We start from the raw sequence: 23,959 nt of genomic DNA, 5'->3' as shown, positions 1-23,959 counted from the left end.
ATGCCTCTACCCAAGCAGCCACCACTGACAACCGGGGTGCCGGAATCCCCTTATTCCACAGGGGTTTCCGCGCATCTTCGCGAACCCTTTCGAGGCTGACTTTGGCGACCCATGCCCGGGGGTTTCGAGGCTCGGGCCTGGACGGCCCTCGCACCTCAACCACCGGGCCCACTACCTCGACCTCCGGGGCCGACTATCTCAACCTCCGTAGGCGTTGCTCGTCGCGGTTGTCGAGGGGCACGACGGGCGTAGCGTCGATGACAGACCCCCTCTCCTGATGGAGAGCCCACCGGCACCTTCATCCGCTGTCTGCGGTGCGGTTACGAGGACCACGAAGCGGGGACAGTTGCCCGCGGTGCCGGCGGGGCCCTCTGAGAGTCGCGGCACCGAGCCGCCGGAGCGGTCACCCGTCGGACGGGGACCGCCACTCACGCCTGAGCAAGCCGTAGACCCACGAGTCCGACACGTCGCCGTTCACGATGCAGTCCTCCCGCAGCGTGCCCTCACGTACGAAGCCGAGCTTCTCGAGTACGCGGGCGGAGGCCGCGTTGCGGGTGTCCGTCTCAGCCTGGACGCGGTTCAGGTCCAACGAGTCGAACGCCCAGCCCAGCAGCGCGGCGGCGGCCTCCGTCGCGTAGCCGTGACCCCACGCCGCCTCGCCGTAGACGTAGCCCAGCGAGGCGCTGCGGTAGTCCGGGTTCCACGAGCTCAGGCCGCACCAGCCGAGGAACGCGCCGTCCGACCGGCGCTCCACGGCCAGTCGCGCGCCCGTCCCCTCCGACGCCATCTGCCGGCACCGCTCGATGAACCCGTCAGCCCGGGAACGCTCAACCCACGGTGGCGAGTCCCAGTAGCGCAGGACGTACGCATTGCTCTGCAGCGCGAACAGGTTGTCGGCGTCCGAGTCCTCGAAGGGCCGCAGGAGCAGCCGAGCGGTCTGCAGCGTGGGAGTCGGCAGCGGCATGGGCGTCAGTCAACCAGGCAGGTACGCGGCGACACCCTCAGAGAAGCAGCCCGAGGCCGAGGCTGGTCAGGCTGACCGCGAGCAGCGCGGCGCCGAGGAAGACCATGACGATGAAGCCGTTCGGCTGAGTACGCCCCTTGCCCATCGAGCTGAAGAAGAAGCCCCCGGGCATCAGCAGCGCGGCGACGGCGACGCCGCTGCGCGCCAGCCAACCGAGCACCCCGTCGAGCCCGGTCGCGTCGACGTACGGCTGGCACACCAGGGCCAGCACGAGCAGCACGCCGGCGTGGGCGTGCCCGGCACGTGCGAACGACATCTGGAAGGGGGTCACCTGATCCTTCCCTCGCACCAGACGCATCAGGTACAGGCCACCGGACTCCACGGTGACCAGGGCGAGAAACAGGATCCCCGCAAGCACCTGCGACTCGCTGGACAAGAGTTCCACGATTCATTCTCCTTTGGATAGCGCGAGTACCCAGTATTGGCGAGTAGCACTATCCAATGTCAAACTCTTTGCATGTGGATGTCCGAGCTGGCCGCCCGGTCCGGCGTGCCGGTACCGACCGTGAAGTACTACCTCCGCGAGGGTTTGTTGCCGCCGGGTGAGGCGACCGGCGCCACCCGCGCCATCTACTCCGAGGATCACGTACGCCGGCTCCGGCTGATCCGCGCGCTGGTCGAGGTCGGCGGGCTACGACTGGCCGACGTCAATCGAGTGCTGGCGGCCGTCGACGACTCCGGCACCCCGCTTCACGAGGTCCTCGGCGTCGCCCAGTCGGCCATCTCGCCGGTCGGCCCCTCCCCGAGCGCCCGTTCCCTGGAGCGAGTGGATGCCCTGATCCGTCGACGCCGCTGGCGGGTCGCCCCGGACAGCGTCAACCGCACGGTCCTGGCCCGGGCGCTGGATGCGCTGGACGACGCCGACGACGCACTTCCCGACGATGCCCTCAGCGGCTACGCCGAGACGGTCAGCGGGCTCGCCGAGGTGGAGGTGCCCACGATCGACACGACCTCGAGCGAGACCGCGGTTCGACAGACGGTGCTGCGCACGGTTCTGATCGAGCCGGTGCTGCTGGCGCTCCGCCGGATGGCGCACGAGCACGTCTCGTCCCGGGCTCTGCGCCGCCGACGCTGACCGGGTGCGGCGTGAGTTGAGGCGACGACGACCGCGCCGAAGGCTGTGTGACGCCTGCCCATCACGTCCGTAGCCGCGACACGTCGGCAGCGGCACGGCTCGGGAGCTCGCGCAGTGCGGCCCACGCAGGGACCAGCCCGATGGCGGTCGTCACGACGAACAGCCAGACGGCGCCCGCGGTGGCCCACACCGTCGTGGGATCCGCGCGGTACCCCATCCACTGGTCGACGGCGACGCCGAGGCCCTCGATCACCCAGAAGACCAGTCCCCCGGCCACCAGCACCCACCGATCCCGGCGCGCAGTGGCCACGCTGTAGGCGAGCCACCCCATCACGGGCAGCCAGAACGCCAGGTCCTGCACGTACACGGGGTTGGTGGTCAGTCCGCTCCCCGCGAGGAACGACATCGGGTCGTCCGCGATCACGGCGGCAGCGACTCCGCGGAGCCACAGGAGACCGTTCAGCACGACGACCACCGCGATGTAGACGGCGATCCACCGGGGGCATCGGCCAGCGGTGAGATGGCGACCCGCACGTGCCGCGTGGACCCCCAGGCCGGCCAGCAGGAAGATGCTCAGCGAGAGCATGGCGACGTACAGCGGGAACAGCCGGTTGAACGGCGTGGCGATACAGAACATCACGGCGTTGTAGGTGAGGTAGCCGGCGACCCCCACCCACACGGCCAGCGCCCGCGTCGAGCCCCGGTGTGCGGAGCGCGTCGACCCGGCGAGGACGGGCAACGCCACGAACAGCACGACCAGTGCAGTGCCGCGCGCCGAACCGTTCATGACCGGAGTCCCGACCAGGACATCAGGAACGAAGGCCGTGAGGGCTGCGGCGGCTGCGGACACGATGCCCAGGAGCACGGCCAGCCGGCGCAGGTACGTCGGTGGCGCGGTGCTGCCCAGCGCCGGGCGCTCCACCGTCGTCATGGCATCCATCTCGTCCTCCGATCCACCCGGGGAAGGCTCCAGGACCATCTCCATGGTTCCTCCACTCGCCGCAGGCGGGCAGGGCCATTGGACCCATGGATCGGGACCACGAAGCCGTCACCCGCCAGCTCGGCGGCACTGACGACGGCGCGTGACGACTGGTCCACCCGTAGCGGATGAGGACGTGGACCGTGGGGAGGCCGAGAGTGGGAACCCCACAGACAAGGAGCTCCTCGCATGTCAGACGAGAACCAGAACCCCGACCTCGGAATGAGAGCCGCCGCCGTCTCTGACGGCGCCTACACCCTCCTCGTCGCGGACTTCAGCGACACCAGCACGGCTTGGGAAGCGTATGAGACCCTCAAGTCCGTCGAGGATGGCCGCACCGTCGAGATCGAAGGCGTGATCGTGGTCAACCGCTCAGCTGAGGGCAAGCTGGAGGTACAGAAGGCGACCGACCACAGCACGAAGTCCGGTCTCAAGTGGGGCGTGGTCGGTGGCATCGCGCTCGGTGTGATCTTCCCGCCGTCGATCCTCGGGAGCGCCGCCGTGACCGGCTCCGTCGGCGCTCTCGCCGGCAAGCTGCGTCAGCGCCATCATCACGGCGAGCTCGAAGACCAGCTCCAGGACGCCATCCCGCCCGGCCACTCCGGCCTGGTGGCCCTGGTCTCCGACCCCGGCGAGGTGAAGATCCGGCGGGCACTCGAACGGGCCGACGCCATCGTCGAGTCCGCCATCAACAAGGTCGAGGCCGACGACATCAAGGCAGCCGCCAAGGAAGCGCAGCAGGACAACGCCTGACCCCGAGAGGCGTGAACCCGCGGGGGCCACCATGACAGACCTCACCATGAACGAGACCCTCCCGTTCGACGAGGAGACGACGCCCCCACGCGTGTCAACCGGCGAGCTCCCGAGGCGCGCGGAGATCCGACAGCTGGTCACCGATGCCTACGCCCGATACCGCGACAACGACAGTGGCACCGTCGCGGACTACATCCCCGTGCTGGCCCAGGCATCGCCGGACCTGTTCGGGATAGCCGTGGTCGGACCTCGAGGCCGATCCTTCGAGATCGGGGACATCGGTGCCAGGTTCTCGATACAAAGCGTCTCCAAGCCGTTCGTGTTCGCTCTGGTGTGCGATGCACTCGGGTACGAAGCGGCCCGGTTGCGGCTCGGCGTCAATTCCACCGGGCTGCCGTTCGACTCGCTCATGGCCGTCGAGCTCAACGTCGACCGGACGATGAACCCGCTGGTCAACGCCGGCGCCATCGCCACCACCAGTCTCGCGACGGGGGCCACGCGTGACGAGAAGTGGGAGTCGATTCGGGAAGGCCTGTCGCTGTTCGCAGGCCGCGAGCTCACCGTCGACGAGGAGGTCTACGCATCCGAGTCGGCCACCAACTTGCGCAACCAGGGCATTGCCCATCTGCTCAAGAGCTACGGACGCCTGTACTTCGACCCTGACGAGGCTACCGACATCTACACCCGCCAGTGCTCACTGGACGTGACGGTCCACGACCTCGCCGTGATGGCGGCGACGCTGGCGAACGGCGGAGTGAACCCGATCACCCGCCGCACGGTGGTCAGGCCTGGCGTGTGCCGGCGGGTGCTGGCCGTGATGGCCAGCGCAGGACTCTACGAGCTCTCGGGCGACTGGCTCTACCAGATAGGGGTTCCGGGCAAGAGCGGCGTCAGCGGTGGCATCGTGACGGTCTCCCCAGGGAAGGGAGGGCTGGCCACGTACTCGCCACCCCTCGACGGCGCCGGAAACAGCATCCGGGGCCAGTTGGCGACCAAGTACCTCGCGGAACGGCTCGGTCTCAACCTCTTCGCGTCTGTTCCAGCGGAAGGGAGCGTGCCGACCTAGCGAGAGCTCGGCATCGTTGATCGCGTGTGGGTCAATCGTCGTGACGGCGGTGATATTTTGGTGCTGCAGCGCTGCTCCCGGTGGTGGGTTTCCCGCGAGGTCCGCCTCGTTTTCCGCCTCTCGTCGGGAGCGCGGGCCGAACGGCGGTCGCCGGCACCACGGCAATTGGTGCCGGCGGCCGCTTTCGTACTCGCGCGGTCGGGACCGATGTATCAGGTCGACGGGCTGGGCCTCCTCCTCACATGCCCGCGAGCGAACGCCACGGCCTGCCGTTCTGGGTCCGGCGCTACCTGCCGGCCGAACTGGCCGGCTCGGCGACGCTCCTCGGAGGCGGGCTCGCCGCCAGTACCGCGACGAGCAGCCCGGCGGCGATCGCCTACGCCGCCGCGCTCGGCGAGATCGTCGGGTTCTACCTGGTCCTCGGCGCCATGGTCTACCGCGAGCAGCGGGCGCAGCCGGGTGGCAGGCAGGTCGCACGCATCCTCGGGCGGACCCTGGTGCTGCTCACCGCGGAGTTCGGCGCTGCCGAGCTGCTCGACACGCTGCTGGTGCGACCTGCCGCGATGACCCTGGGAATCTGGCTGCTCGGAAGTCCGGTGTGGGGACTGGTCGTCGGCAAGATCGCGGCAGACCTCGTGTTCTACGTCGTCGCCGCCGGAGCCTTCACCGTGACGGCCCGGACCGGGATGCGGACGACCTCGCCGAAGTCGGAACCGACCTCGAACCCGACGCTCGCCGCGTGAGCGACCACGAACCCGTCCGGCGAACTCGTTAACAGTTCACGGATTCTCCGTACGAGCAGGTTCGCGCGCCCCTACTGTCCCCTCTGTGAAATGGGCTGCATCGGGCGTCGTCGCCCTCGCTGTCGCGCTCGCAGGCATGACGTTCCTCCATGACGTCCGCGGCGACCTGCGTCCGCTCGACGTGCTCGTGCTGAGCATGGTCGGGGTGCTCGTGGCGTGGCTCTGCCTCGACCTCATCGCCCGCCGTCCGCTCGACGTCATGTGGGCCCGGCTGATCATCGTCGCCGCGGCCACCACCTTCGGGCTGTTCGTCGGGGCGCCGTTCGCGTGGGTCGGGTACGCCGCGGCGGCGGCCGTCCTGGTCGCGATGTTCGTCCGCTCGCACCACCGGCACCGGATCGTCGAGGAGCCGTACGAGCTGCGCGCCGACGCCAAGGCGCTCTGAAGGTCACCTCGGCCGACACGCCGCCGACCATGGCCGGTTCTGGTTGTGGAGAGCCGGAAGCGGCAGAGTACGGGCGTGATCTTCGTGTTCGTCGCGGTGGTGGGTGCCCGCTTCCTGCTGCCGCTCACGATCCCCCGCTACCCGCTCCCCGGCATCATCGCCTGCCTGGTGCTCGACGGCATCGACCAGTCGATCTTCCAGGCGTTCGGCTACGACCCGCCCGGGTACCAGAGCTACGACAAGGCGATGGACGTCTTCTACCTGGCCATCGCGTACCTGACCACGCTGCGCAACTGGACCAGCCGGCCGGGGTTCGCCGTAGGTCGCTTCCTCTACTTCTACCGGCTCGTGGGCGTGGTTGCCTTCGAGCTGGCGCAGGTACGCGCGCTCCTGCTGGTGTTCCCCAACACCTTCGAGTACTACTTCATCGCCTACGAGACCGTCAGGTCGCGGTGGAACCCGGTGCGGCTGCTGTTCGCCACCTGGGTGCTCGTGGCCGCCGCCATCTGGATCTTCGTCAAGCTTCCGCAGGAGTACTGGATCCACGTCGCGCAGCTGGACGTGACGGACACCCTGGCGGAGTACTCGTGGGCATGGCCGCTGCTCGTGACGCTGCTGCTCGGGCTCGCGGCCATCCTGTGGTTCGTGGTGCGGCCGCGCACACCGGAGCCCGACTGGCCGATCCGGGTCGCCGCCGATCCGCTGCCCGAGGAGATGGACGAGGGAGTCGAGCGGGCGGCGTGGCATGCCGAGCACACCCGCGTCTGGTCCTGGGCGACGTTCGAGAAGGTCGCGCTCGTCTCGCTGCTGTCGGTGATCTTCGCCCAGACCGTGCCCGGCGTGCGCGCCAGCAACCTCGAGCTCGCGGTCGGTATCGGCCTGCTCGTCGTCGTGAACGCGGCCATCTCCTTGGCGACCGCGCGCCGGTCGATGACCCTCGAGTCCGCGGCGGCCGTCTTCGCCACCCGCCTCGCGACCAACATCGGGCTGGTCCTGGTGGCCAACTGGTTGATCGGCCCCGCCGACGTGAATCTCAGTGGCAGCATCTTCTTCCTCGTGATGTTGTCGCTGCTCACGAGCCTGCACGACCGGTGGCTCCCGATCCGGGCAACGCGGGACGCAGCCGCCGCGGCCCGCGAGCCCACCTGAGGACACCCCGTCGAGTCACGCGGATCGTCGGCGGTCCCGACGCTGTTCGGGCGCTTGGACAAATAATCGGCCGATCTCGCCGACTCCCGGACAGACCATGCGGAACTGACGCACAATCACCGTGCGGCCGGGGGACGGCCGCACAACTGACTGTGGGGGTCATTGCACATGCTTGGAATCTTCACGCGGACCCGGACAGTCGCCGCGGCCGTGCTAGCGGTGGCGCTCATGTTCACGAGCGCGGGGATCGCCGCGGCCGACGACATCGCGAATGACGTCGACGAGACCATCGACGCCACTGCCGAGCTGATGACGCTCAACGTCGGTGGCGCGAACGGCACGACGACGTTGTTTGTCCAGCCGACGGGCGGCGATGGCAAGTCGGGCTGCAACCTGACGGGTTCCACGACCTTGGGCGTCTCCGTCGCCTCAAGTAATCCTGCGGTAGCCACCGTCAGTATCAGCAACAGCACCTTCACGGCCTGTGGCGACACGAAGATCGTCAACGTGACACCCGTCAGCGCCGGTACGACCACGGTCACCGTCTCCCAGACGAGCAACAACACGGGTGCGACGTTCAACTTCGCGCCCGCGACGTTCACGGTGAACGTCGCCGCTCCCGCCAACACGGCACCGCAGGTGTCGGTCACCGGGGTGACGAACGGCGCCAGCTACCAGGTCGGCGATGTACCGCCGCCCGGGTGCTCGGTGACGGACGCCGAGGACGGCCCCAGCAACCCGGCGCCGACCATCACAGGCACGCTTGATCCTGACGGCCTCGGGAACGTGACCACCACCTGCTCGTACACCGACACGGGCGGTCTCACGAGCACGGTGTCTGCGACGTACTCGATCGTCGACCAGAGCGCACCGGAGATCAGCTACACGATCAGTCCCCCGGACCCGGACGGGCTCGACGGTTGGTGGACGGGCAGCCCGGTCCTTGACTGGACCGTTGCAGAGGGCGACTCGCCGAGGTCGCTCGCGCTCGACGGGTGCGAGGACGTCACCATCACCGCCGACCAGCTCGCCACGGAGTACACGTGCTCGGCCACGAGCAGCGGAGGCACCGCCGGCCCCGTGAGCGTCACGATCAAACGTGACGGCAACGCCCCGGTGGTGGCCTACGACAGCGCCACTGGCACCCCGGGTGACAACGGCTGGTACGTCGGTGACGTGACGGCGACGTTCACGGCCACCGACGGCTTCTCGGGCGTGGCCGGCTCGGCGTCCGCGACGGCCACGAGCAGTGGTGACGGCCACGCCGTGAGCATCGGCAACCCTGCCTTCACCGACCGTGCCGGCAACACCACTGTGGCCGATGTGGTCTCGAGTCCGGGGTTCAAGATCGACACCGCCGCTCCGACGGTCGGCGATGCCGACCTGTCCGGTACCGAAGGCAACGACGGCTGGTACACCAGCGACGTGTCGGCCAGCTTCACCGCGACGGATGCCACCTCCGGCGTTGCCAGCACCAACCCGGGCATCGTCACCAGCGGCGGCGCACAGGGTTCGATGACGCTGCACAGCCCCGAGTTCAGGGACCTGGCCGGCAACGTCACAGGCTCCGGAGCCAAGAGTGTCGCAGTCAAGGTCGACTCGGTCGCTCCGTCGGTGAACCTGGTGGACGGTCCTGACGACGGCAGCAGCCACTACTTCGGCAGCGTGCCGGCTGCCCCGACCTGCGAGGCGTCGGACGCGACGTCCGGCATCGCGGAGCCCTGCACGGTGTCGGGCTACGCCACCGGTGTCGGGACCCACACCGTCACCGCCACGGTGACCGACGAGGCAGGCAACACGACGACCGTCAGCCGCACCTACACGGTCAACGCGTGGACTGCACAGGGCTTCTACAGCCCGGTCGACATGAACGGGGTGTGGAACAAGGTCAAGGGCGGCAGCACCGTCCCACTCAAGTTCGAGCTGTTCGCCGGCACGAACGAGCTCACGAGCATCGCCAGCATCAAGTCGTTCAACTACCGGAGCGTGCAGTGCGAAAACATGCTCGCCTCGGACGAGATCGAGATGCTGACGAGCGGGAGCACCAGCCTGCGGTATGACGTCACAGGTGGCCAGTTCATCCAGAACTGGAAGGTCCCGACCGCTGTCGGGTGCTACCGCGCGACCATGACGGCCCTCGACGGCACCGCCATCGAGGCACTGTTCAAGGTCACCAAGTAACACCGACCGGCTCCGCCCCGCGTGCCAGGATTGGACCACCTGTACGAGGGAGGTACGCGTGGTGGACCGGTCGGCCGATGCCGTCGTGATCGGTGCCGGGGTCCTGGGGTCCTCGATCGCCCTGGAGCTGGCCCGGGGCGGACGCGACGTCGTGGTGATCGACAAGGCCGGCGGTGCCGGCCACGGTTCCACCAGCGCGTCCAGCGGAATCGTGCGGTTCCACTACTCGACGTACGCCGGCGTGGCTCTGGCCTGGGAGGCGCTCCACGGCTGGCACGACTGGGCCGGTCACCTCGGGCACGTCGACCCAGCCGGACTGGCGCGGCTCGAGCAGACCGGGATGCTGGTGCTCGACCGAACGCCCGGCGCCTCCGCCCCCGTGACGGCGCTCCTCGACCAGGTCGGCGTGCCGTGGGAGTGGTGGGACACCGAGCAGATCGCGGCTCGGCTCCCCCACCTCGACACCGGTGCCTTCGGACCCCCCGCCCCGGTTCAGTCCGACGCGTTCTTCGCCGAGGCACACGGCTCCCTGACCGGGACCTTCACCCCCGACGCGGGCTATGTCGGCGACCCGGCTCTGGCGGCCCAGAATCTCGCGGTCGCCGCGACCGCGCAGGGTGCCACCATCCTGCTCCACCGAGAGGTGGTCGCGCTCGGATCTGACGGGCCGCGGCGGTGGCGGGTGGTGCTGGCCGATGGCGACACCTACGACGCCGACGTCGTCGTCAACGCAGCCGGTCCGTGGTCGGGCCGGGTCAACGCCCTCGCCGGAGCAGGGTCGGACTTCACGGTCACCACTCGGCCGATGCGCCAGGAGGTGCACGAGCTCGCGACCGCTGGCACCGATCCGCGCGTCATCGTCGCCGACCCCGATCTCGGCATCTACACCCGGCCCGCGGGTCCGGGCCGGATGATCGTGGGCGGCATGGAGCCCGAGTGCGACCCGCCCGAGTGGCTCGACGACGCCGACGTCGTCAACCCGCACCCGACCGTGCCCGTGTTCGAGGCGCAGGTGCTGCGCGCCGCCCGCCGCTTCCCGGACCTCGCGGTGCCGAACCGGCCGGTCGGCATCGCCGGGGTGTACGACGTGACCACCGACTGGGCGCCGATCTACGACCGCACCGACCGGCCGGGGTTCTACGTCGCGATCGGCACCAGCGGCAACCAGTTCAAGAACGCCCCGGTCGTCGGCACCCTGATGCGGACGCTGATCGACGCGGTCGAGGCGGGGCACGACCACGACCGCGACCCGGTCCGGCTCACCCTGCCGCGCACCGGTCGCGAGGTCGACCTGTCGGCGTGGTCCCGCCGGCGGCCGGTTGCCGCCGACCGCCCCCGCAGCGTCTTGGGCTGACAGCGTCCGACGGGTTCCCCGCTCAGCCGGAGAAACCCGGCAGAGCCGCGCCCGCTCAGTCCTCCTCGTCGGCCGCGAAGTCCTCGTCGTGCGTGCCGGGTCGGGGCGCCCAGGGCAGCTCCTTGGCGGGCCGCACGACGATCAACCGGTCACCGCGCGAGAGCTGGGTGACCACCGGGTCGAAGTAGCGGTAGACCTTCTCGTCGCGGACCACGGCGATCACCTGGTCCGGCAACGACTGCGGCTGCTGTCCCACCTCGGAGACCAGCAGGTCCCGCTCGGCCACCTCGAGCCCCTCGCCGTAGGTCAGCAGGTCCTCCATCACCGACCCGAGCATCGGCGACAGGGACGAGAGGCCGAGCAGCCGGCCGACCGCGTCGGAGGAGGTGATCACGGAGTTGGCGCCGGACTGCTTCATCAAGGGCGCGTTCTCCTGCTCCCGCACCGAGGACACGATCCACGCGTCGGGGTTGAGCTGGCGGACGGTCAGTGTCGCGAGAACGTTCGAGTCGTCACGGTCGGTGGTGATGATGACCTGGCTGGCCCGCCCCACGCCCGCGGTCCGCAGGGTGCTGCGCCGGGTGGCGTCGCCGGGGATCACCGTGAGGCCGTCGTTGTTGGCATCGGTCTTCGCGAGCGGGCTGCTGTCGACCACGACGATGTTGTCCCGGTCGTACCCGTTGTTGACGAGGGTCTCGACGGCGCTGCGGCCCTTCGTGCCGTAGCCGACGATGACGACGTGATCTCCCATGTTCTTCCTCCATCGGGCGACCCGAAACATTTCCCTGCCCTGGGTGGCGAGCACTTCCAGGGTGGTACCGATCAGCAGCACCAGGAACGCGATGCGGGCAGGGGTGATGATGAACGCGTTGAGCAGCCGGGCGTGGGGCTCCACCGGGGCGATGTCGCCGTAGCCGGTGGTGCTCAGGGTGACGGTCGAGTAGTAGAACGCGTCGATCAGGCCGACGGCCCGGCCCGGGAGGTCGTTGTTGTCGACGTACGCAGCGCGGTCGACGTAGACGAGCATGACGGTCCCGAGCAGGATCGCGAGCGCCGCCAGCAGCCGGCGGCCGAGCTCCCACCACGGAGATCGGGGTTGATCGGGGAGGGAGACCGTGCCCCGCGCGCTCCCCACGCTCTGGTCCAGCAGATCTCCGGCCACGCGCTGAATCTAGTCGCTCGTGCGCGTCCCGGGCGTCATCCGGTCCCTGAGGCGTTGCACGAGTTCCAGGCGCGCGCTGGTGGTCGCCTTCTGCGGGAAGACGGAGTCGAAGGCCGCGTTGACGGCAGCGCCGACCAGCACCGCGAGAGAGAGCAGGTAGAGCCACAGCAACACGGCGATCGGCGAGGCCAGCGGACCGTAGATCGACTTCGAGTCGGCAGCCGTCTCGGTCAGCACCCAGCGCAGCAGGAAGGACCCGACGATCCACGCGGCCAGCGCGAAGGTGGCACCCGGCAGGTTGAAGCTCCAGTTGGTCCGGACCGGCACCGACACGTGGTACAGCGTCGCCAGGAAGCAGATCGACAGCACGATCACGGTCGGCCAGTAGAACTGGACGAGGAAGTCGGCGCCTTCGGGCAGCGCCCGGCGTACCAAGGAGGGGCCGGCGACCACCAACGGGATCGTCAGTACGCCGGTGACGATGGCCAGGATGTAGAGCACGAAGGACAGCGCGCGGGTCTTGACGATCCCCCGGTGCCCGCCGAGCCCGTGCATGATCGTGATGGTGTCGACGAAGACGTTGAGGGCACGCGAACCCGACCACAGGGCGAGGATGAAGCCGAGCGAGATCACGTCGAACCGACCGCCCGCCAGCACATCGTCGATCGTCGGCACGATCACGCTGTTGACCGCGCCCTCGGTGAGCACCCGGCCGGACAGGTCGATCACGGCCTGGCGGACCTGCTCGACATCACCTTGGGAGAACTGGTCGGTGACATAGCCGATCATCCCCGCCATCGCGAAGACGAGCGGCGGGACAGACAGGATCGCGAAGAACGCCGCCTCCGCCGCCAGCCCTGTCACGCGATATCTCATGCAGGAGCCGAACGTGGTGACGACCAGTCGCCACAGCACCTCCCGCATGCGCCTACGGTATCCACATGACCACCGGGATCCCTGGAGGCGACCTGCGCGCCAGCACGAACCAGCCGCCCCCGCTCGCCGGGCACAACGTGGTCACCTCCGACGCGCCACTGGTCGAGGCGGTCTCTCGGCACGCAGCCGCCGACGTGGTCGACGACCTCGCCGGCATCGGGGCACTCGCCGGCACCGAGGAGGCTCGCGAGCACGGCTTGCTGGCCAACCAGAACCCGCCTCGACTCACGCCGTACGACCGGTTCGGGAACCGGGTCGACGAGGTGGCGTTCCACCCGTCGTGGCACTGGCTGCTGGAGCGGGCGGTCGGCCAGGGCCTCGCCGCCGCGCCGTGGGAGTCCGACTCGCCGTACGCGCACGTCCGGCGGGCCGCCGGTTTCATGGCGTGGTCCCACACCGAGCCCGGGCACGGCTGCCCGGTGTCGATGACGTACGCCGCTGTGCCGGCGCTCCGGGCCGACGATGCACTCGCGAAGGAGTGGACGCCGCTGCTGGCGTCGACGACCTACGACCCCGGACTGCGTCCGCTCGGGACCAAGCGCGGCGCCCTCGCCGGGATGGGCATGACCGAGAAGCAGGGCGGGTCGGACGTCCGGGCGAACGTTACCCGGGCGGAGCCGACCGCCGTCGACGGCGAGTACACCCTGCACGGGCACAAGTGGTTCACCTCGGCTCCGATGAACGACGTCTTCCTGGTGCTGGCACAAGCCATGCAGGCCGGAGGGCAGGCAGGGGTCACGTGCTTCGTGGTCCCCCGCGTGCTGGCAGACGGCACGCGGAACCGGATCGACGTGGTGCGGCTCAAGGACAAGCTCGGCAACCGGTCGAACGCCTCGAGCGAGCTGGAGTTCTCCGGCACGCTCGCCTACCGGCTCGGCGACGAGGGCCGTGGGGTCCGCACCATCATCGAGATGGTGGCGGCGACCCGGCTCGACTGCGTGCTGGGGTCGACCTCGCTGATGCGGCGGGCGCTGAACGAGGCCGCGTGGCACGTCGCCCACCGTTCCGCCTTCGGCTCGCTGCTGGTCGACAAGCCCCTCATGCAGAACGTGGTGGCCGACCTCGCCGTCGAGACCGAGGCGGCCACGGCATTGGCGATCCGGCTGGCGGCAGCGGTCGACCGGATCGACGACCCGCGCGAGGCGGCGCTGCGCCGGATCGCGCTCCCGCTCGCCAAGTTCTGGGTCTGCAAGCGCACCCCCGGGATGGTCGCCGAGGCACTGGAGTGCCTGGGCGGGAACGGCTACGTCGAGGACTCCGGGTTGCCGCTGCTGTACCGCGAGGCGCCGCTCAACTCCGTCTGGGAGGGCTCGGGCAACGTCAACGCTCTCGACGTGCTCCGCGCGCTGTCGCGGGAGCCGGAGGTGCTCGACGCCTGGCTCACTGAGGTCGGGGAGGCACGAGGCGGTGACGAGCGGCTGGACCGGGCGATCGACGACACGCTTCGGCTGCTCGGTGACGACGCCGCAGCTGAGGGCTCGGCTCGCCGTCTCGCAGGGCGGATGGCGGCCTGTCTGCAGGGCTCGCTGCTGGTGCGCTTCGCGCCGGCGGAGGTGGCCGACGCCTTCTGCGGCTCGCGGCTCGGCACGGCGTACGACGGCACGTACGGCACGCTCACCAGCGGCGGCCTGCGAGCGATCGTCGACCGGGCCACGCCTACTGTGGATGCGTGACCCCCGGCCAGACCGGACGTACGCACGCTCCCGGTGGGTCCTCGCACCGTGGGCCGTGGAGGAGCATCACGCGGGAGCGCGCTACCCGTCAGCCGGTGTGGGGCAGCGCGGGGACAGCGGCCACCCCCCGACCCGCTGTAGGTGAGAGCGATGCTACGCCGGTCGTTGGCTCTGGTCGATGAAAATCACGCCAGATCGAGACCGGGATAGAGAGGGTGGCGCTCGAGCATGTCGGCCGAGGCGTCCTTGACCCGGTCCGCGACCCCGTCCTCGAGGGTGTACGACGCCTTCGACGGCCCGCCTGCCTTGGTGGTCCCGGGCGCGGTGTTCTGCAGGACGTCGACGATCAGCTCGGCCACCCGGTCGAACTCGTCGTGGCCGAAGCCACGCGTGGTCAGCGCCGGCGTGCCGAGCCGGACTCCGGAGGTGTACCACGCACCGTTCGGGTCGGCCGGGACCGAGTTGCGGTTGGTCACGATGCCGGCGTCGAGCAGGGCGGACTCCGCCTGGCGGCCGGTGATGCCGAACGACGTCACATCGAGCAGGACCAGGTGGTTGTCGGTTCCGCCGGTCACGAGGGTGGCGCCGCGGCTGAGGAAGCCCTCGGCGAGGGATTTCGCGTTGTCGGCGACCGACTGGGCGTAGGTCCGGAAGGCGTCGGTCCGGGCCTCGGCGAGCGCGACTGCCTTCGCCGCCATCATGTGGGAGAGCGGGCCACCGAGCACCATCGGGCAGCCGCGGTCGACGTCGCCTGCGAACTCCTCCTGGGCCAGCACCATGCCGCCACGGGGTCCTCGCAGTGACTTGTGGGTCGTGGTCGTCGTGATGTGCGCGTGGGGGACGGGGTCCTCGTCGCCGGTGAACACCTTGCCGGCCACCAGGCCGGCGAAGTGCGCCATGTCGACCATCAGCACCGCGCCGACCTCGTCGGCAATCTCGCGCATCTTCGCGAAGTCGATCCGACGCGGGTACGCCGAGTAGCCGGCGACCAGCACCAGCGGCTGGAACTCGCGGGCCTTGTCGCGCAGCGCGTCGTAGTCGAGCAGGCCGGTCTCGGGGTCGGTGCCGTACTGCTGCTGGTGGAACATCTTGCCGCTGATGTTGGGACGGAACCCGTGGGTGAGGTGCCCGCCGGCGTCCAGGCTCATGCCGAGCAGTCGCTGGTGGCCGAACTCCGCCCGCAACGTCTCCCATTCCTGCTCGCTGAGCTCGTTGACGTTCTTCGCGCCGAACTTCTGCAGCCACGGGCCCTCGACCTTGTGCGCGAGGATCGACCAGTAGGCCACCAGGTTCGCGTCGATGCCGGAGTGTGGCTGCACGTAGGCGTACGGCGCGCCGAACAGCTCGCGGGCGTGCTCGGCCGCCACCGCCTCGACGGTGTCGACGTTCTGGCAGCCGGCGTAGAAGCGGTGACCGACCGTGCCCTCGGCGTACTTGTCGCTGAACCAGCTGCCCATGGTGAGCAGCACCGCAGGGGACGCGTAGTTCTCGCTGGCGATCAGCTTGAGCGAGGACCGTTGGTCGGCCAGCTCCTGGCGGGTCGCGTCGGCGATCCGGGGCTCGACCGAGCCGATCACCTCGAGGATCTGGGAGTACGCACTGCTGATGGTCGCGTCGGACATGGCGACACCCTACGGCGTCGTCTCCGGCGCGTGGCTGACCGTTCGGCCGGCGAACCGGCGATGCCACACCAGCATCAACGCCGTCGCGAGCAGGTAGAACCCGTGAAGGAACCAGATCGGCCCCATGGGCAGGCTGAACACGTACACGGAGTGCACTCCGTTGCCCACGTTGGCGATCACCAGGTTGCCCAGGCTGTACGACGCCAGGTCACGAGTCGTGACCGCCTTGACCAACATCGGGAGGTAGCTGATCACGAACATCACGGTCGACACCGTGCCCGCGAGCACGGGCAGGTCGTGCGGGTCCATGATCACCTCCCCCGGGTCCAGCGGCACCTGACGACCGTCACCGTAGGTAGCCGCGGCAGGCCGCGACATCGGCAACCGGCCTCAGATGGGTGCGGTCGCGGCTCAGAGCCCGGCGGCGGCGTCGGAGTCGGTGACGCCGAGTCGGTGCGCGAGCCGCGCCGCCTCCCGGCGCCCCGGGACGTCGAGCTTGCGCAGGAGGTTGGAGACGTGGACCGACGCCGTCTTGACGCTGATGAACAGGGCCTCCGCGATCTCCTTGTTGGTGCGGCCCTCGGCGAGCGCCGCCAGGACCTCCACCTCGCGGGTGGTGAGGGCGTACGCCGCCAGGGCGTCGGCCCCCTGGTCGTCCCGCTCCTCGACCGGCGGCAGCAGGTCGATGCGGTACCAGGTCGCGAGGTTCTCGACCTCGGCCACGAGCCGCGCGGCACCGAGCGCACCGGCCGTGTCGTGCACCCGTCGCAGCGCCGCGATCGACTCGGCATCGATCCCGCCGGCGAGCAGCGACTCGGCTTCGCGCCACCGAGCGTAGGCCGCCGGCAGCGGCCGCTCGATCGCCGCCCAGGCGTCGGCCGCGTCCGCCCACAGGGCGGGTGGCGCGGCTCCCTCGTCCAGTCGCGCCTGCTCGGCTGCACACAACCGTGCGAGCGCGTCCGCCTCAGGCAGCTCGTCCCAGCCGGGGATGCCCCGAACCGTGGCCAGCTCGGCGAGCAGCCGGTCCCGCACGGGAGCGCGCTGCTCCCGTGACTGCGGGTCGCGGTGGGTGATCGCCTCGTCCGCCAGGGCCCGCAGCCCTCGCGCCACCAGTCCGGTCCCGAACATCGCCTCGTCGGTCCCCGCGATCTCCGACAAGCAGTCGGTCACGAGCTCGAGCGCCGCGACCGGTCGGCCGGCCCACAGCTCGACGTCGCTCGCGGTCTCGGTGATCTCGCGCAGCCAGCCGAGCGGGGCACCCTCGGCCTCGATCACGGTTCGCGCCTGCTCGCACCGCTCCCACGCGAGGGTCAGGTTGCCCTGGGCCACGGCGAGCCGCGCTGCCGCCAGCAGCACCGGCGCCGCCATCAGCCCACGCGGGTGCCTGGCCATCGCGGCGGCGATCAGCGGCTCCGCCTCGGCGAGCCGCCCCGCCTTGATCAGCGCGTCGCTGCCGTTGGTGACCAGGATGCTCCCGAACTGACGGTCCTGCCCGTAGCGGCCCAGCTCGACGATGCCCTCCCGGCACAGCTCGGCGCAGTCGTCGAGTCGCCCGGCGAAGGCGAGCACGTGGCTGAGGTTCACGTAGGCCGCGCCCACCGAGTACGGACTCTGCACCTCCCGCGCGAGGTCGAGCGCGTCGCGCAGCTGCGCGATCCCCCGGTCCGGGTCACCGCGGGTGGCGGTGACGATCCCGAGGGCATTGAGACTCGTTCCCTCCTCACGCCGCGCGCCCACCCGGCGCGAGACCTCCAAGGCACGGAAGCCGGCGAGCTCGGCCTCGTCCAGCCAGGACCAGCCTGCGGCCAGCAGTGCGAAGCCGGCGTACACGCGTGCGACGAGGGGTGACTGCTCGTCGTCGGGCAACAGCTCCATCGCGGCCCGGTACGCGCTGCTCGAGCCCTCGGCGTCTCCTGCGATCAGGTGCACCGCGCCGAGCTGCTCCAGGAGCGCAGCGCGCGTGCGCTCGTCGTCGGCGAAGCCGATCGCCTGCTCGAGGAGTCGGACCGCGGCGGCGCTCTCACCGATCAGGCTCGCCGACTCGGCAGCACGGCTGGCGAGGTCGACCCGGTCGACGTCCGACGGAACCCGGTCGAGGATCTCCAGGGCTCGACCGAAGCTCGCGAACGCTTCTGAGAAGGCGTACATGCGCTCGTACGACGCGCCCGCGTGGATCGAGGCCGTCAACGCGCGCTCGAGGTCGCCGGCCGCGTGCCAGTGACGGGCGATCTCACCGGCCACGACCGGCGCCGGGTCGGGCTCACGCGCCAACGCCTCGGCCGCCGCACGATGCATCCTGGCGCGCTCACCGGGAAGCAGCTCGGCGTACACGACCTCGCCGAAGGCGGGGTGCTGGAAGCTCACCCGGTCGTCGCGTACCTCGGCCACCTTGGCCGTGAGCGCTGGTCGCAGCCTGCTCTCGACCTCCGGCTCGGCGTCCCCGACCGTGTGAGCAACGAGTGACACGGTGGCCGGGCGGCCGATGACCGCTGCGGCGCGGAGCACCGCCAGGGCCGCCTCGGGCAGCCGGTCGACGCGGCTGCGCAGCAGCTCGCGAAGGCTCGCCGGCAGCGGGCCCGGCTCGTCGCCGGCGAGCAGCAGCTGCTCCACGAACAGCGGGTTCCCGGCGGAGCGGTGGTACGTCTCGTCGAGCTGCTCGGGCGTGAGCTCCACACCCAGACCCGCCACGAGCCGGGCGACCTCACCCTGGTCGAGGCGCGGCAGCTCGATCCGCACCGTCCTCATCCGGCCGAGCTCGGCGAGCCAGGTGTCGAGGGTGCGTGACTCGTCGACGGCGTCGTCACGGCAGGTGAGCAGCACCAGCACCCGCTCGTCGGTCAGGTTGGTGGCCAGGAACGCCAGCAGGTCCAGGGTGGAGCGATCCGCCCAGTGGACGTCCTCCACGACGTGCACCACCGGTTGCCCGGCCCCCAGCCGTCCCAGCAACGCCAGGACCGCCTGGTAGAGGCGGAGCCGGGAGCTGGCGCCGGTTCGGGCCTCGTCCTCGACAGCCGCGTCCGCCGCCGCGGCCGACGCGGCACCGGGCAGCAACCGTGCGAGCTCGGGTGACCGCTGCGTCTCCTGTCGCACCGCCCCAAGGCCGGCGTTACGGCGCAGGGCCTGGGTCAGCGCGGCGTACGGGAGTGGCTCGCCGGCCACCGGCACGCAGGCGCCCGCGAACGTCGTGACCTCCGCCCCGGCCAGGAACTCCGCGACCAGCCGGGTCTTGCCGACGCCGGTCTCACCGGAGACGACCACGACGGTGGGAGTCCCGGAGGCTGCGCGAGACAGCGCGTCGGACAACTGGCCGAGGATGCGCGTCCGCCCGACCAGGCCGGGTGGGGCCTGCGCCTGCATCTCGCCATTCTGCGCCCTGGGTGCTCCCCCGTCACCGGCGTTTCCCGAACGGCGGGTCTGAGGGGGTCGGGTCCGGATCTGAGGTGCCTTCCCGATGCCGACCGGCCCCGCCGGTTCGTAGCGTCGCCGACATCGCTCATACGACGAAAGGAACAGCGATGACCCACCACCTCAGCACCCGTCCGGAGCCAGGCTCGACGCGTCGGAGGCGCCGTTTCGCCGCCGCCGCACTGGCCGCGGGCGCTCTCGTGCTCGGCACCAGCGTGGCGGCCACCAGCCTGACCTTCCCGGGCACGCCCGGCAAGGACGTGCACATCGGCGGCGACAACGACAACGCCGACAACCCGTTCATCCAGCCTCCCGGCGTGACCGCCAAGCAGCACATGGACAACACCGACGTGCTGTTCGGCCGGGGCAACGACGACCTGCTCATCGGCAAGCTCGGTGACGACACGCTGCTCGGCGGCGGGGCGTCCGACATCCTGGTCGGCGGTCCGGAGAAGGGCACGCAGCCGAACAGTGACGTCCTGCTGGGCGACCCGGGCGCGGACATCAACATCTGGGCGCCCGGGGACGGCAGCGATGCGTTCATCGGCCACCAGGGCTGGGACACCATGATCTTCGCGCCGTTCGTGGAGAGGGCCAACGGGGAGCTCCTGCTCACCCGGTCCGACGGCCGACGGATCCCGCGGGTCGACATCGACGGGCAGGCGGCGTTCAGCTGCACTATCGTCGACGTCCCGGCGAGCGAGAACCTGGGCTTCGAGTTCCTCGTGCGGTTCAACGTCAACGGCACCCCGGTCGTCACCGTGCGACAGCGGGACGTCGAGACGGTCTTCTGCCCGAGCCCGCACGTCGGCCGCGCGCTCGTCGCGGACCTGACCGACCACGAGCCGGAGTTCAGGAACGTTCGGCTGAACCGGGTTCCCGGAACGGTCGGCAACATCCTCGAGCCGGTCGGGTGAGTGCGATGACCGGCCGGGATCGGCACGCCGTGGTCATCGGCGCCAGCATCGCGGGCGTGCTCGCCGCGCGCGTGCTCGCCGAGCACTACGACCGCGTGACACTCGTGGATCGAGACGAGATGCCGTCCCGGCCGGTCTTCCGGGGCGGTGTCCCTCAGGGACGCCACGTCCACGGACTGCTCTCATCAGGACTCCGCGTCGTCGAGCGCATGTTCCCCGGAGCCACGGACGACCTGGTGGCCCGGGGGGCCCAGCTGGGTGATGCCCAGGCGGACGGTCGCTACCACTTCGGTCCGCGCCCGCTCGCCACCGGGAACGGGGACCTGCCCGCCCTCGGAGTCAGCCGACCGCTCCTGGAGTGGTACCTGCGTCGCCGGCTGCTGCGCGACTTCCCGGTGACGGTGCAGGCTCGCACGTCCGTCCTCGACCTCGCGTTCTCCGCAGACGAGCGCCGGATCGTGGGGCTGATCGTGACCGACTGCGACGAGGAGTCGCCACACCTGCTCCCAGCCGAGCTCGTGGTGGACGCCTCCGGTCGGACGTCGCGGACGCCGGAGTGGCTGGAGCGGCGCGGCTACGACGCGCCGCCCGAGGAGGTACGCCGGGCGGACAAGCACTACGCCACCCGGACGTTCCGTGGGGCACGCCGGCCCGGCGATCCGATCGTGCTGACGGCGCCCGCGTCACCGGCACTGCCTAGGGGCGGTGTCATGCTCGCTCAGGAGGACGACATCTGGACGGTGTCCCTCATGGGCCGAGACGGTGAGCGGCCACCGCTGGAGCTCGAGGAGTTCCGCGCTTGGGCGCGCAGCCTGGTGACCCCGGCGCTCGCAGAACAGATGGAGCGGGTGGTCCCGATCGACGGCGGCGCCCGGTTCCGGTTCCCCGCGAACCGACGACGCCGCTACGAGCACCTCACCCGGTTCCCTCGTGGACTCGTTGTCACCGGCGATGCGTTGTGCGCCTTCGACCCGGTCTATGCCCAGGGGATGTCGGTCGCGGCGCTGGAGGCCGAGGCACTGGACCGGTGCCTCGCGGAGGGGGTCCTCGGTCTTGCACGCCGGTTCCACGCCGCCGCTGCCACCACCATCGAGACGCCGTGGACGATCGCGGTGGGCCCGGCGAATGCGTCCAGCCGGAAGCGCGACCGGCTGCTGCAGCAGTACCTCGCGCGCCTGATCGGCACCGCGGCACACGACCCGGTACTGGCCAGGGCCTTCCTCCGGGTCAACCACCTGGTGGACCGCCCCCAGGACCTGGTCCGCCCGTCACTGGCGCTGCGCGTCTGGCGTGGCTCCCGGTCACGGGTTCCCGAACGTGCGGTCAACGGGGTTCGTCACTCCGGCAGTCGAGTCGACGCCGTCGAGGCGTCACACGCCGGCACACCGATGTGACGTGACCGCACGACAGCGGCCAGCCGCCTGGGGGGACGGCTGGCCGCTGTCTCATCATCTGAACTGACGTCTCACATCACGAGATTCCAGTTTGTGGAACACGCGTCCATCCCCTGAGACTTCTTGAGATGAACATCGCTGCGACGCACGCGCACCTCGTGGTTCGACGCCACGTGGACTTCGGGCGCACGCGCAGCATGATGTGTTGGCCTCGCTGATCACGCCGTCCGCTCCCTCTTTCCGCGCCCGACGACGCGCGCCTCAGCCGAAGGACCACCACCATGTCCGATCTTCGCTACACCGCGAAGCCCGCTTCTCGCACCGAGATCCCGCGCCCCAGGCGTGGGGAGGGCCAGTGGGCGCTCGGCTACGCCGAGCCGCTCAACAAGAACGAGCAGTCCAAGAAGGACGACGACCCACTCAACGTGCGGTCACGGATCGAGCACATCTACTCCAAGCGCGGATTCGCCTCGATCGATCCCGCCGACCTGCGCGGCCGCTTCCGCTGGCTCGGCCTGTACACACAACGCGCGCCCGGGTTCGACGGCGGTAAGACCGCGATGCTCGAGGAGGACGAGCTCGACGACGAGTTCTTCATGATGCGGGTCCGCTCCGATGGTCAGCTGCTCTCCCCGGCGGCCGTCCGGACGCTGGGCACGATCGGGCAGGAGTTCGCGCGAGACACCGCGGACGTCACCGACCGCGAGAACCTGCAGTTCCACTGGATCCGGATCGAGGACGTGCCCGAGATCTGGCGGCGACTCGAGTCCGTGGGACTCACGACACTCGAGGCGTGCGGTGACTCACCCCGCCCGTTCCTCGGCTCCCCGGTCGCCGGTATCGCGGCGGACGAGATCATCGACGGCAGCTCGGCACTGGCCGAGATCAAGCGTCGGGCACTCGGCAACCCGGCGTACTCGAACCTGCCGCGGAAGTTCAAGACGGCCCTGACCGGCCACCCGAGCCACGACGTCGCACCGGAGGTGAACGACGTCGCGTTCGTCGGCAGCGTCCACCCCGAGTTCGGTCCGGGTTTCGACGTGTGGGTCGGCGGTGGGCTGTCCACGAATCCGATGCTCGCCCAGAAGCTCGGCGTGTGGATCCCGCTCGACGAGGTGCCCGACGTCTGGGAGGGCGTCGCCTCGATCTTCCGCGACTACGGGTACCGCCGGCTCCGATCGCGCGCACGACTCAAGTTCCTGGTCGCCGACTGGGGCGTGGACAAGTTCCGCGAGGTGCTCGAGCAGGAGTACCTCGACCGGCCGCTGCTGCGGTGCGAGTCGCCCGCGTCCCCGGTCGGGCACCGCGACCACATCGGGGTGCACGACCAGCACGACGGCCTCAAGTACGTCGGCGTCGCACCGGTCGCCGGTCGGGTGTCCGGCACCCTGTTGGTCTCCCTGGCCGACGCGTTGGAGGAGTTCGGCGTCTCCGGGGCCCGCTTCACGCCGTACCAGAAGATCGTGCTGATCGGAGTCGACCCCGCCGTCCTCGACGGACTGCTCGACCGGCTCGACCAGATCGGCCTGTCCGGTCGTCCCTCGGCATGGCGTCGCAACACGATGGCCTGCACCGGCATCGAGTTCTGCAAGCTGGCGATCGTCGACACCAAGAACCGCGCGCGTGACCTGGTCACCGAGCTCGAGCGCCGGTTCCCCGACCTCGACACCCCGATCACCGTCAACGTCAACGGCTGCCCCAACGCCTGCGCCCGGACCCAGGTCGCCGACATCGGCCTCAAGGGCCAGCTGGTGCTCAACGCGGAGGGCGAGCAGGTCGAGGGTTTCCAGGTCCACCTCGGGGGCGCGACCGGCCTCGGGGCCAACTTCGGCCGCAAGCTCCGCGCGCACAAGGTCACCAGCGCGGGACTCGACGACTACATCACCGCCGTCGTGACCAGCTACCTCGAGGACCGCGGCGACGGCGAGTCCTTCGCCGACTGGGTGCAGCGCGCCGACGAGGCACTCCTGCGCGGAGACCGCCTGCTGGAGGCCGTGTCATGAGCGAGCGCGCAGTCCCCTTCCACTGCCCCTACTGCGGCGATACCGACCTCTACCCCCACGAGACCGAGGACGGACCCG

General features: G+C 70.1%; 20 protein-coding genes. 12 read left to right on the top strand and 8 right to left on the bottom strand.

Features of this window, described 5'->3' with window-relative positions:
* Positions 1-403: 403 nt before the first annotated feature.
* Both VFZ39_RS18540 and VFZ39_RS18535 read right to left on the bottom strand, forming a co-directional pair.
* A complete protein-coding gene (locus tag VFZ39_RS18540; protein ID WP_330867281.1) occupies positions 404-964 on the bottom strand; it encodes a GNAT family protein in 561 nt (186 codons plus the stop codon).
* 37 nt (positions 965-1,001) lie between these two features.
* Positions 1,002-1,409: a hypothetical protein gene (locus VFZ39_RS18535; protein ID WP_330867280.1), complete on the bottom strand. Its 408-nt coding sequence runs from the start codon at positions 1,407-1,409 to the stop codon at positions 1,002-1,004.
* Between the two features lie 72 nt (positions 1,410-1,481).
* On the opposite strand from VFZ39_RS18535, the gene VFZ39_RS18530 reads away from it, so the two are divergent.
* A complete protein-coding gene (locus VFZ39_RS18530; RefSeq protein WP_330867279.1) occupies positions 1,482-2,099 on the top strand; it encodes a MerR family transcriptional regulator in 618 nt (205 codons plus the stop codon).
* A gap of 61 nt (positions 2,100-2,160) precedes the next feature.
* Here the strand turns inward: VFZ39_RS18530 and VFZ39_RS18525 are convergent, their stop codons facing one another.
* Complete coding sequence (locus VFZ39_RS18525) at positions 2,161-3,030, bottom strand: hypothetical protein (RefSeq protein ID WP_330867278.1); 870 nt, start codon at positions 3,028-3,030, stop codon at positions 2,161-2,163.
* A 237-nt stretch (positions 3,031-3,267) separates the two neighbouring features.
* Between VFZ39_RS18525 and VFZ39_RS18520 the strand changes: the two genes are divergently transcribed.
* From VFZ39_RS18520 to VFZ39_RS18490, 7 genes are all read left to right on the top strand, one after another.
* Positions 3,268-3,831 (top strand): DUF1269 domain-containing protein, encoded by a 564-nt coding sequence (locus tag VFZ39_RS18520; RefSeq protein ID WP_330867277.1) that lies wholly within the window; start codon positions 3,268-3,270, stop codon positions 3,829-3,831.
* Positions 3,832-3,862: 31 nt separating this feature from the next.
* Positions 3,863-4,897 carry a glutaminase A gene (glsA, locus tag VFZ39_RS18515; RefSeq protein ID WP_330867276.1) on the top strand — a complete coding sequence of 345 codons (1,035 nt, stop codon included), beginning with the start codon at positions 3,863-3,865 and terminating at the stop codon, positions 4,895-4,897.
* Between the two features lie 242 nt (positions 4,898-5,139).
* Positions 5,140-5,640 carry a hypothetical protein gene (locus VFZ39_RS18510; protein WP_330867274.1) on the top strand — a complete coding sequence of 167 codons (501 nt, stop codon included), beginning with the start codon at positions 5,140-5,142 and terminating at the stop codon, positions 5,638-5,640.
* Positions 5,641-5,725: 85 nt separating this feature from the next.
* Positions 5,726-6,085: a hypothetical protein gene (locus VFZ39_RS18505; protein ID WP_330867272.1), complete on the top strand. Its 360-nt coding sequence runs from the start codon at positions 5,726-5,728 to the stop codon at positions 6,083-6,085.
* A 75-nt stretch (positions 6,086-6,160) separates the two neighbouring features.
* Positions 6,161-7,234 carry a hypothetical protein gene (locus tag VFZ39_RS18500; protein ID WP_330867271.1) on the top strand — a complete coding sequence of 358 codons (1,074 nt, stop codon included), beginning with the start codon at positions 6,161-6,163 and terminating at the stop codon, positions 7,232-7,234.
* 228 nt (positions 7,235-7,462) lie between these two features.
* Complete coding sequence (locus VFZ39_RS18495) at positions 7,463-9,415, top strand: PxKF domain-containing protein (protein WP_330867270.1); 1,953 nt, start codon at positions 7,463-7,465, stop codon at positions 9,413-9,415.
* Between the two features lie 58 nt (positions 9,416-9,473).
* Complete coding sequence (locus tag VFZ39_RS18490) at positions 9,474-10,769, top strand: FAD-dependent oxidoreductase (protein ID WP_330867269.1); 1,296 nt, start codon at positions 9,474-9,476, stop codon at positions 10,767-10,769.
* 55 nt (positions 10,770-10,824) lie between these two features.
* On the opposite strand, the gene VFZ39_RS18485 is transcribed toward VFZ39_RS18490, so the two are convergent.
* Both VFZ39_RS18485 and VFZ39_RS18480 read right to left on the bottom strand, forming a co-directional pair.
* On the bottom strand, positions 10,825-11,931 hold the full coding sequence (locus tag VFZ39_RS18485) for a potassium channel family protein (protein WP_330867268.1): 1,107 nt from the start codon (positions 11,929-11,931) through the stop codon (positions 10,825-10,827).
* Between the two features lie 9 nt (positions 11,932-11,940).
* Positions 11,941-12,855 (bottom strand): YihY/virulence factor BrkB family protein, encoded by a 915-nt coding sequence (locus VFZ39_RS18480; RefSeq protein WP_330867267.1) that lies wholly within the window; start codon positions 12,853-12,855, stop codon positions 11,941-11,943.
* A 17-nt stretch (positions 12,856-12,872) separates the two neighbouring features.
* On the opposite strand from VFZ39_RS18480, the gene VFZ39_RS18475 reads away from it, so the two are divergent.
* On the top strand, positions 12,873-14,540 hold the full coding sequence (locus VFZ39_RS18475) for an acyl-CoA dehydrogenase family protein (RefSeq protein WP_330867266.1): 1,668 nt from the start codon (positions 12,873-12,875) through the stop codon (positions 14,538-14,540).
* 185 nt (positions 14,541-14,725) lie between these two features.
* On the opposite strand, the gene VFZ39_RS18470 is transcribed toward VFZ39_RS18475, so the two are convergent.
* The 3 genes from VFZ39_RS18470 to VFZ39_RS18460 form a co-directional block, all read right to left on the bottom strand.
* Positions 14,726-16,162: a glycine hydroxymethyltransferase gene (locus VFZ39_RS18470; RefSeq protein WP_330867265.1), complete on the bottom strand. Its 1,437-nt coding sequence runs from the start codon at positions 16,160-16,162 to the stop codon at positions 14,726-14,728.
* Positions 16,163-16,171: 9 nt separating this feature from the next.
* Complete coding sequence (locus VFZ39_RS18465) at positions 16,172-16,498, bottom strand: hypothetical protein (protein ID WP_330867264.1); 327 nt, start codon at positions 16,496-16,498, stop codon at positions 16,172-16,174.
* A 75-nt stretch (positions 16,499-16,573) separates the two neighbouring features.
* Positions 16,574-19,519 (bottom strand): helix-turn-helix transcriptional regulator, encoded by a 2,946-nt coding sequence (locus VFZ39_RS18460; protein ID WP_330867263.1) that lies wholly within the window; start codon positions 19,517-19,519, stop codon positions 16,574-16,576.
* A 158-nt stretch (positions 19,520-19,677) separates the two neighbouring features.
* On the opposite strand from VFZ39_RS18460, the gene VFZ39_RS18455 reads away from it, so the two are divergent.
* The 3 genes from VFZ39_RS18455 (at position 19,678) to VFZ39_RS18445 (ending at position 23,881) form a co-directional block, all read left to right on the top strand.
* On the top strand, positions 19,678-20,484 hold the full coding sequence (locus VFZ39_RS18455; protein ID WP_330867262.1) for a hypothetical protein: 807 nt from the start codon (positions 19,678-19,680) through the stop codon (positions 20,482-20,484).
* Positions 20,485-20,489: 5 nt separating this feature from the next.
* The gene (locus tag VFZ39_RS18450; protein ID WP_330867261.1) at positions 20,490-21,878 is read left to right on the top strand and encodes a hypothetical protein; all 1,389 of its coding nucleotides are present in this window, start codon (positions 20,490-20,492) and stop codon (positions 21,876-21,878) included.
* Positions 21,879-22,159: 281 nt separating this feature from the next.
* Positions 22,160-23,881 carry a nitrite/sulfite reductase gene (locus VFZ39_RS18445; RefSeq protein WP_330867260.1) on the top strand — a complete coding sequence of 574 codons (1,722 nt, stop codon included), beginning with the start codon at positions 22,160-22,162 and terminating at the stop codon, positions 23,879-23,881.
* Positions 23,882-23,959: the final 78 nt, after the last annotated feature.

It is taken from the genome of Nocardioides sp. (assembly GCF_036374615.1).
GTDB lineage: Bacteria > Actinomycetota > Actinomycetes > Propionibacteriales > Nocardioidaceae > Nocardioides.
Note: the sequence above shows the minus strand (reverse complement) of the source record. Positions and strands in the feature narration are given on the sequence as shown.

Coding starts and splice junctions, on each gene's coding strand:
- VFZ39_RS18540 (WP_330867281.1), bottom strand. CDS start 964: ATGCCGCTGCCGACTCCCACGCTGCAGACCGCTCGGCTGCTCCTGCGG.
- VFZ39_RS18530 (WP_330867279.1), top strand. CDS start 1,482: ATGTGGATGTCCGAGCTGGCCGCCCGGTCCGGCGTGCCGGTACCGACC.
- VFZ39_RS18525 (WP_330867278.1), bottom strand. CDS start 3,030: ATGACGACGGTGGAGCGCCCGGCGCTGGGCAGCACCGCGCCACCGACG.
- VFZ39_RS18520 (WP_330867277.1), top strand. CDS start 3,268: ATGTCAGACGAGAACCAGAACCCCGACCTCGGAATGAGAGCCGCCGCC.
- glsA (WP_330867276.1), top strand. CDS start 3,863: ATGACAGACCTCACCATGAACGAGACCCTCCCGTTCGACGAGGAGACG.
- VFZ39_RS18510 (WP_330867274.1), top strand. CDS start 5,140: ATGCCCGCGAGCGAACGCCACGGCCTGCCGTTCTGGGTCCGGCGCTAC.
- VFZ39_RS18495 (WP_330867270.1), top strand. CDS start 7,463: ATGTTCACGAGCGCGGGGATCGCCGCGGCCGACGACATCGCGAATGAC.
- VFZ39_RS18480 (WP_330867267.1), bottom strand. CDS start 12,855: ATGCGGGAGGTGCTGTGGCGACTGGTCGTCACCACGTTCGGCTCCTGC.
- VFZ39_RS18475 (WP_330867266.1), top strand. CDS start 12,873: ATGACCACCGGGATCCCTGGAGGCGACCTGCGCGCCAGCACGAACCAG.
- VFZ39_RS18470 (WP_330867265.1), bottom strand. CDS start 16,162: ATGTCCGACGCGACCATCAGCAGTGCGTACTCCCAGATCCTCGAGGTG.
- VFZ39_RS18460 (WP_330867263.1), bottom strand. CDS start 19,519: ATGCAGGCGCAGGCCCCACCCGGCCTGGTCGGGCGGACGCGCATCCTC.
- VFZ39_RS18455 (WP_330867262.1), top strand. CDS start 19,678: ATGACCCACCACCTCAGCACCCGTCCGGAGCCAGGCTCGACGCGTCGG.
- VFZ39_RS18450 (WP_330867261.1), top strand. CDS start 20,490: ATGACCGGCCGGGATCGGCACGCCGTGGTCATCGGCGCCAGCATCGCG.
- VFZ39_RS18445 (WP_330867260.1), top strand. CDS start 22,160: ATGTCCGATCTTCGCTACACCGCGAAGCCCGCTTCTCGCACCGAGATC.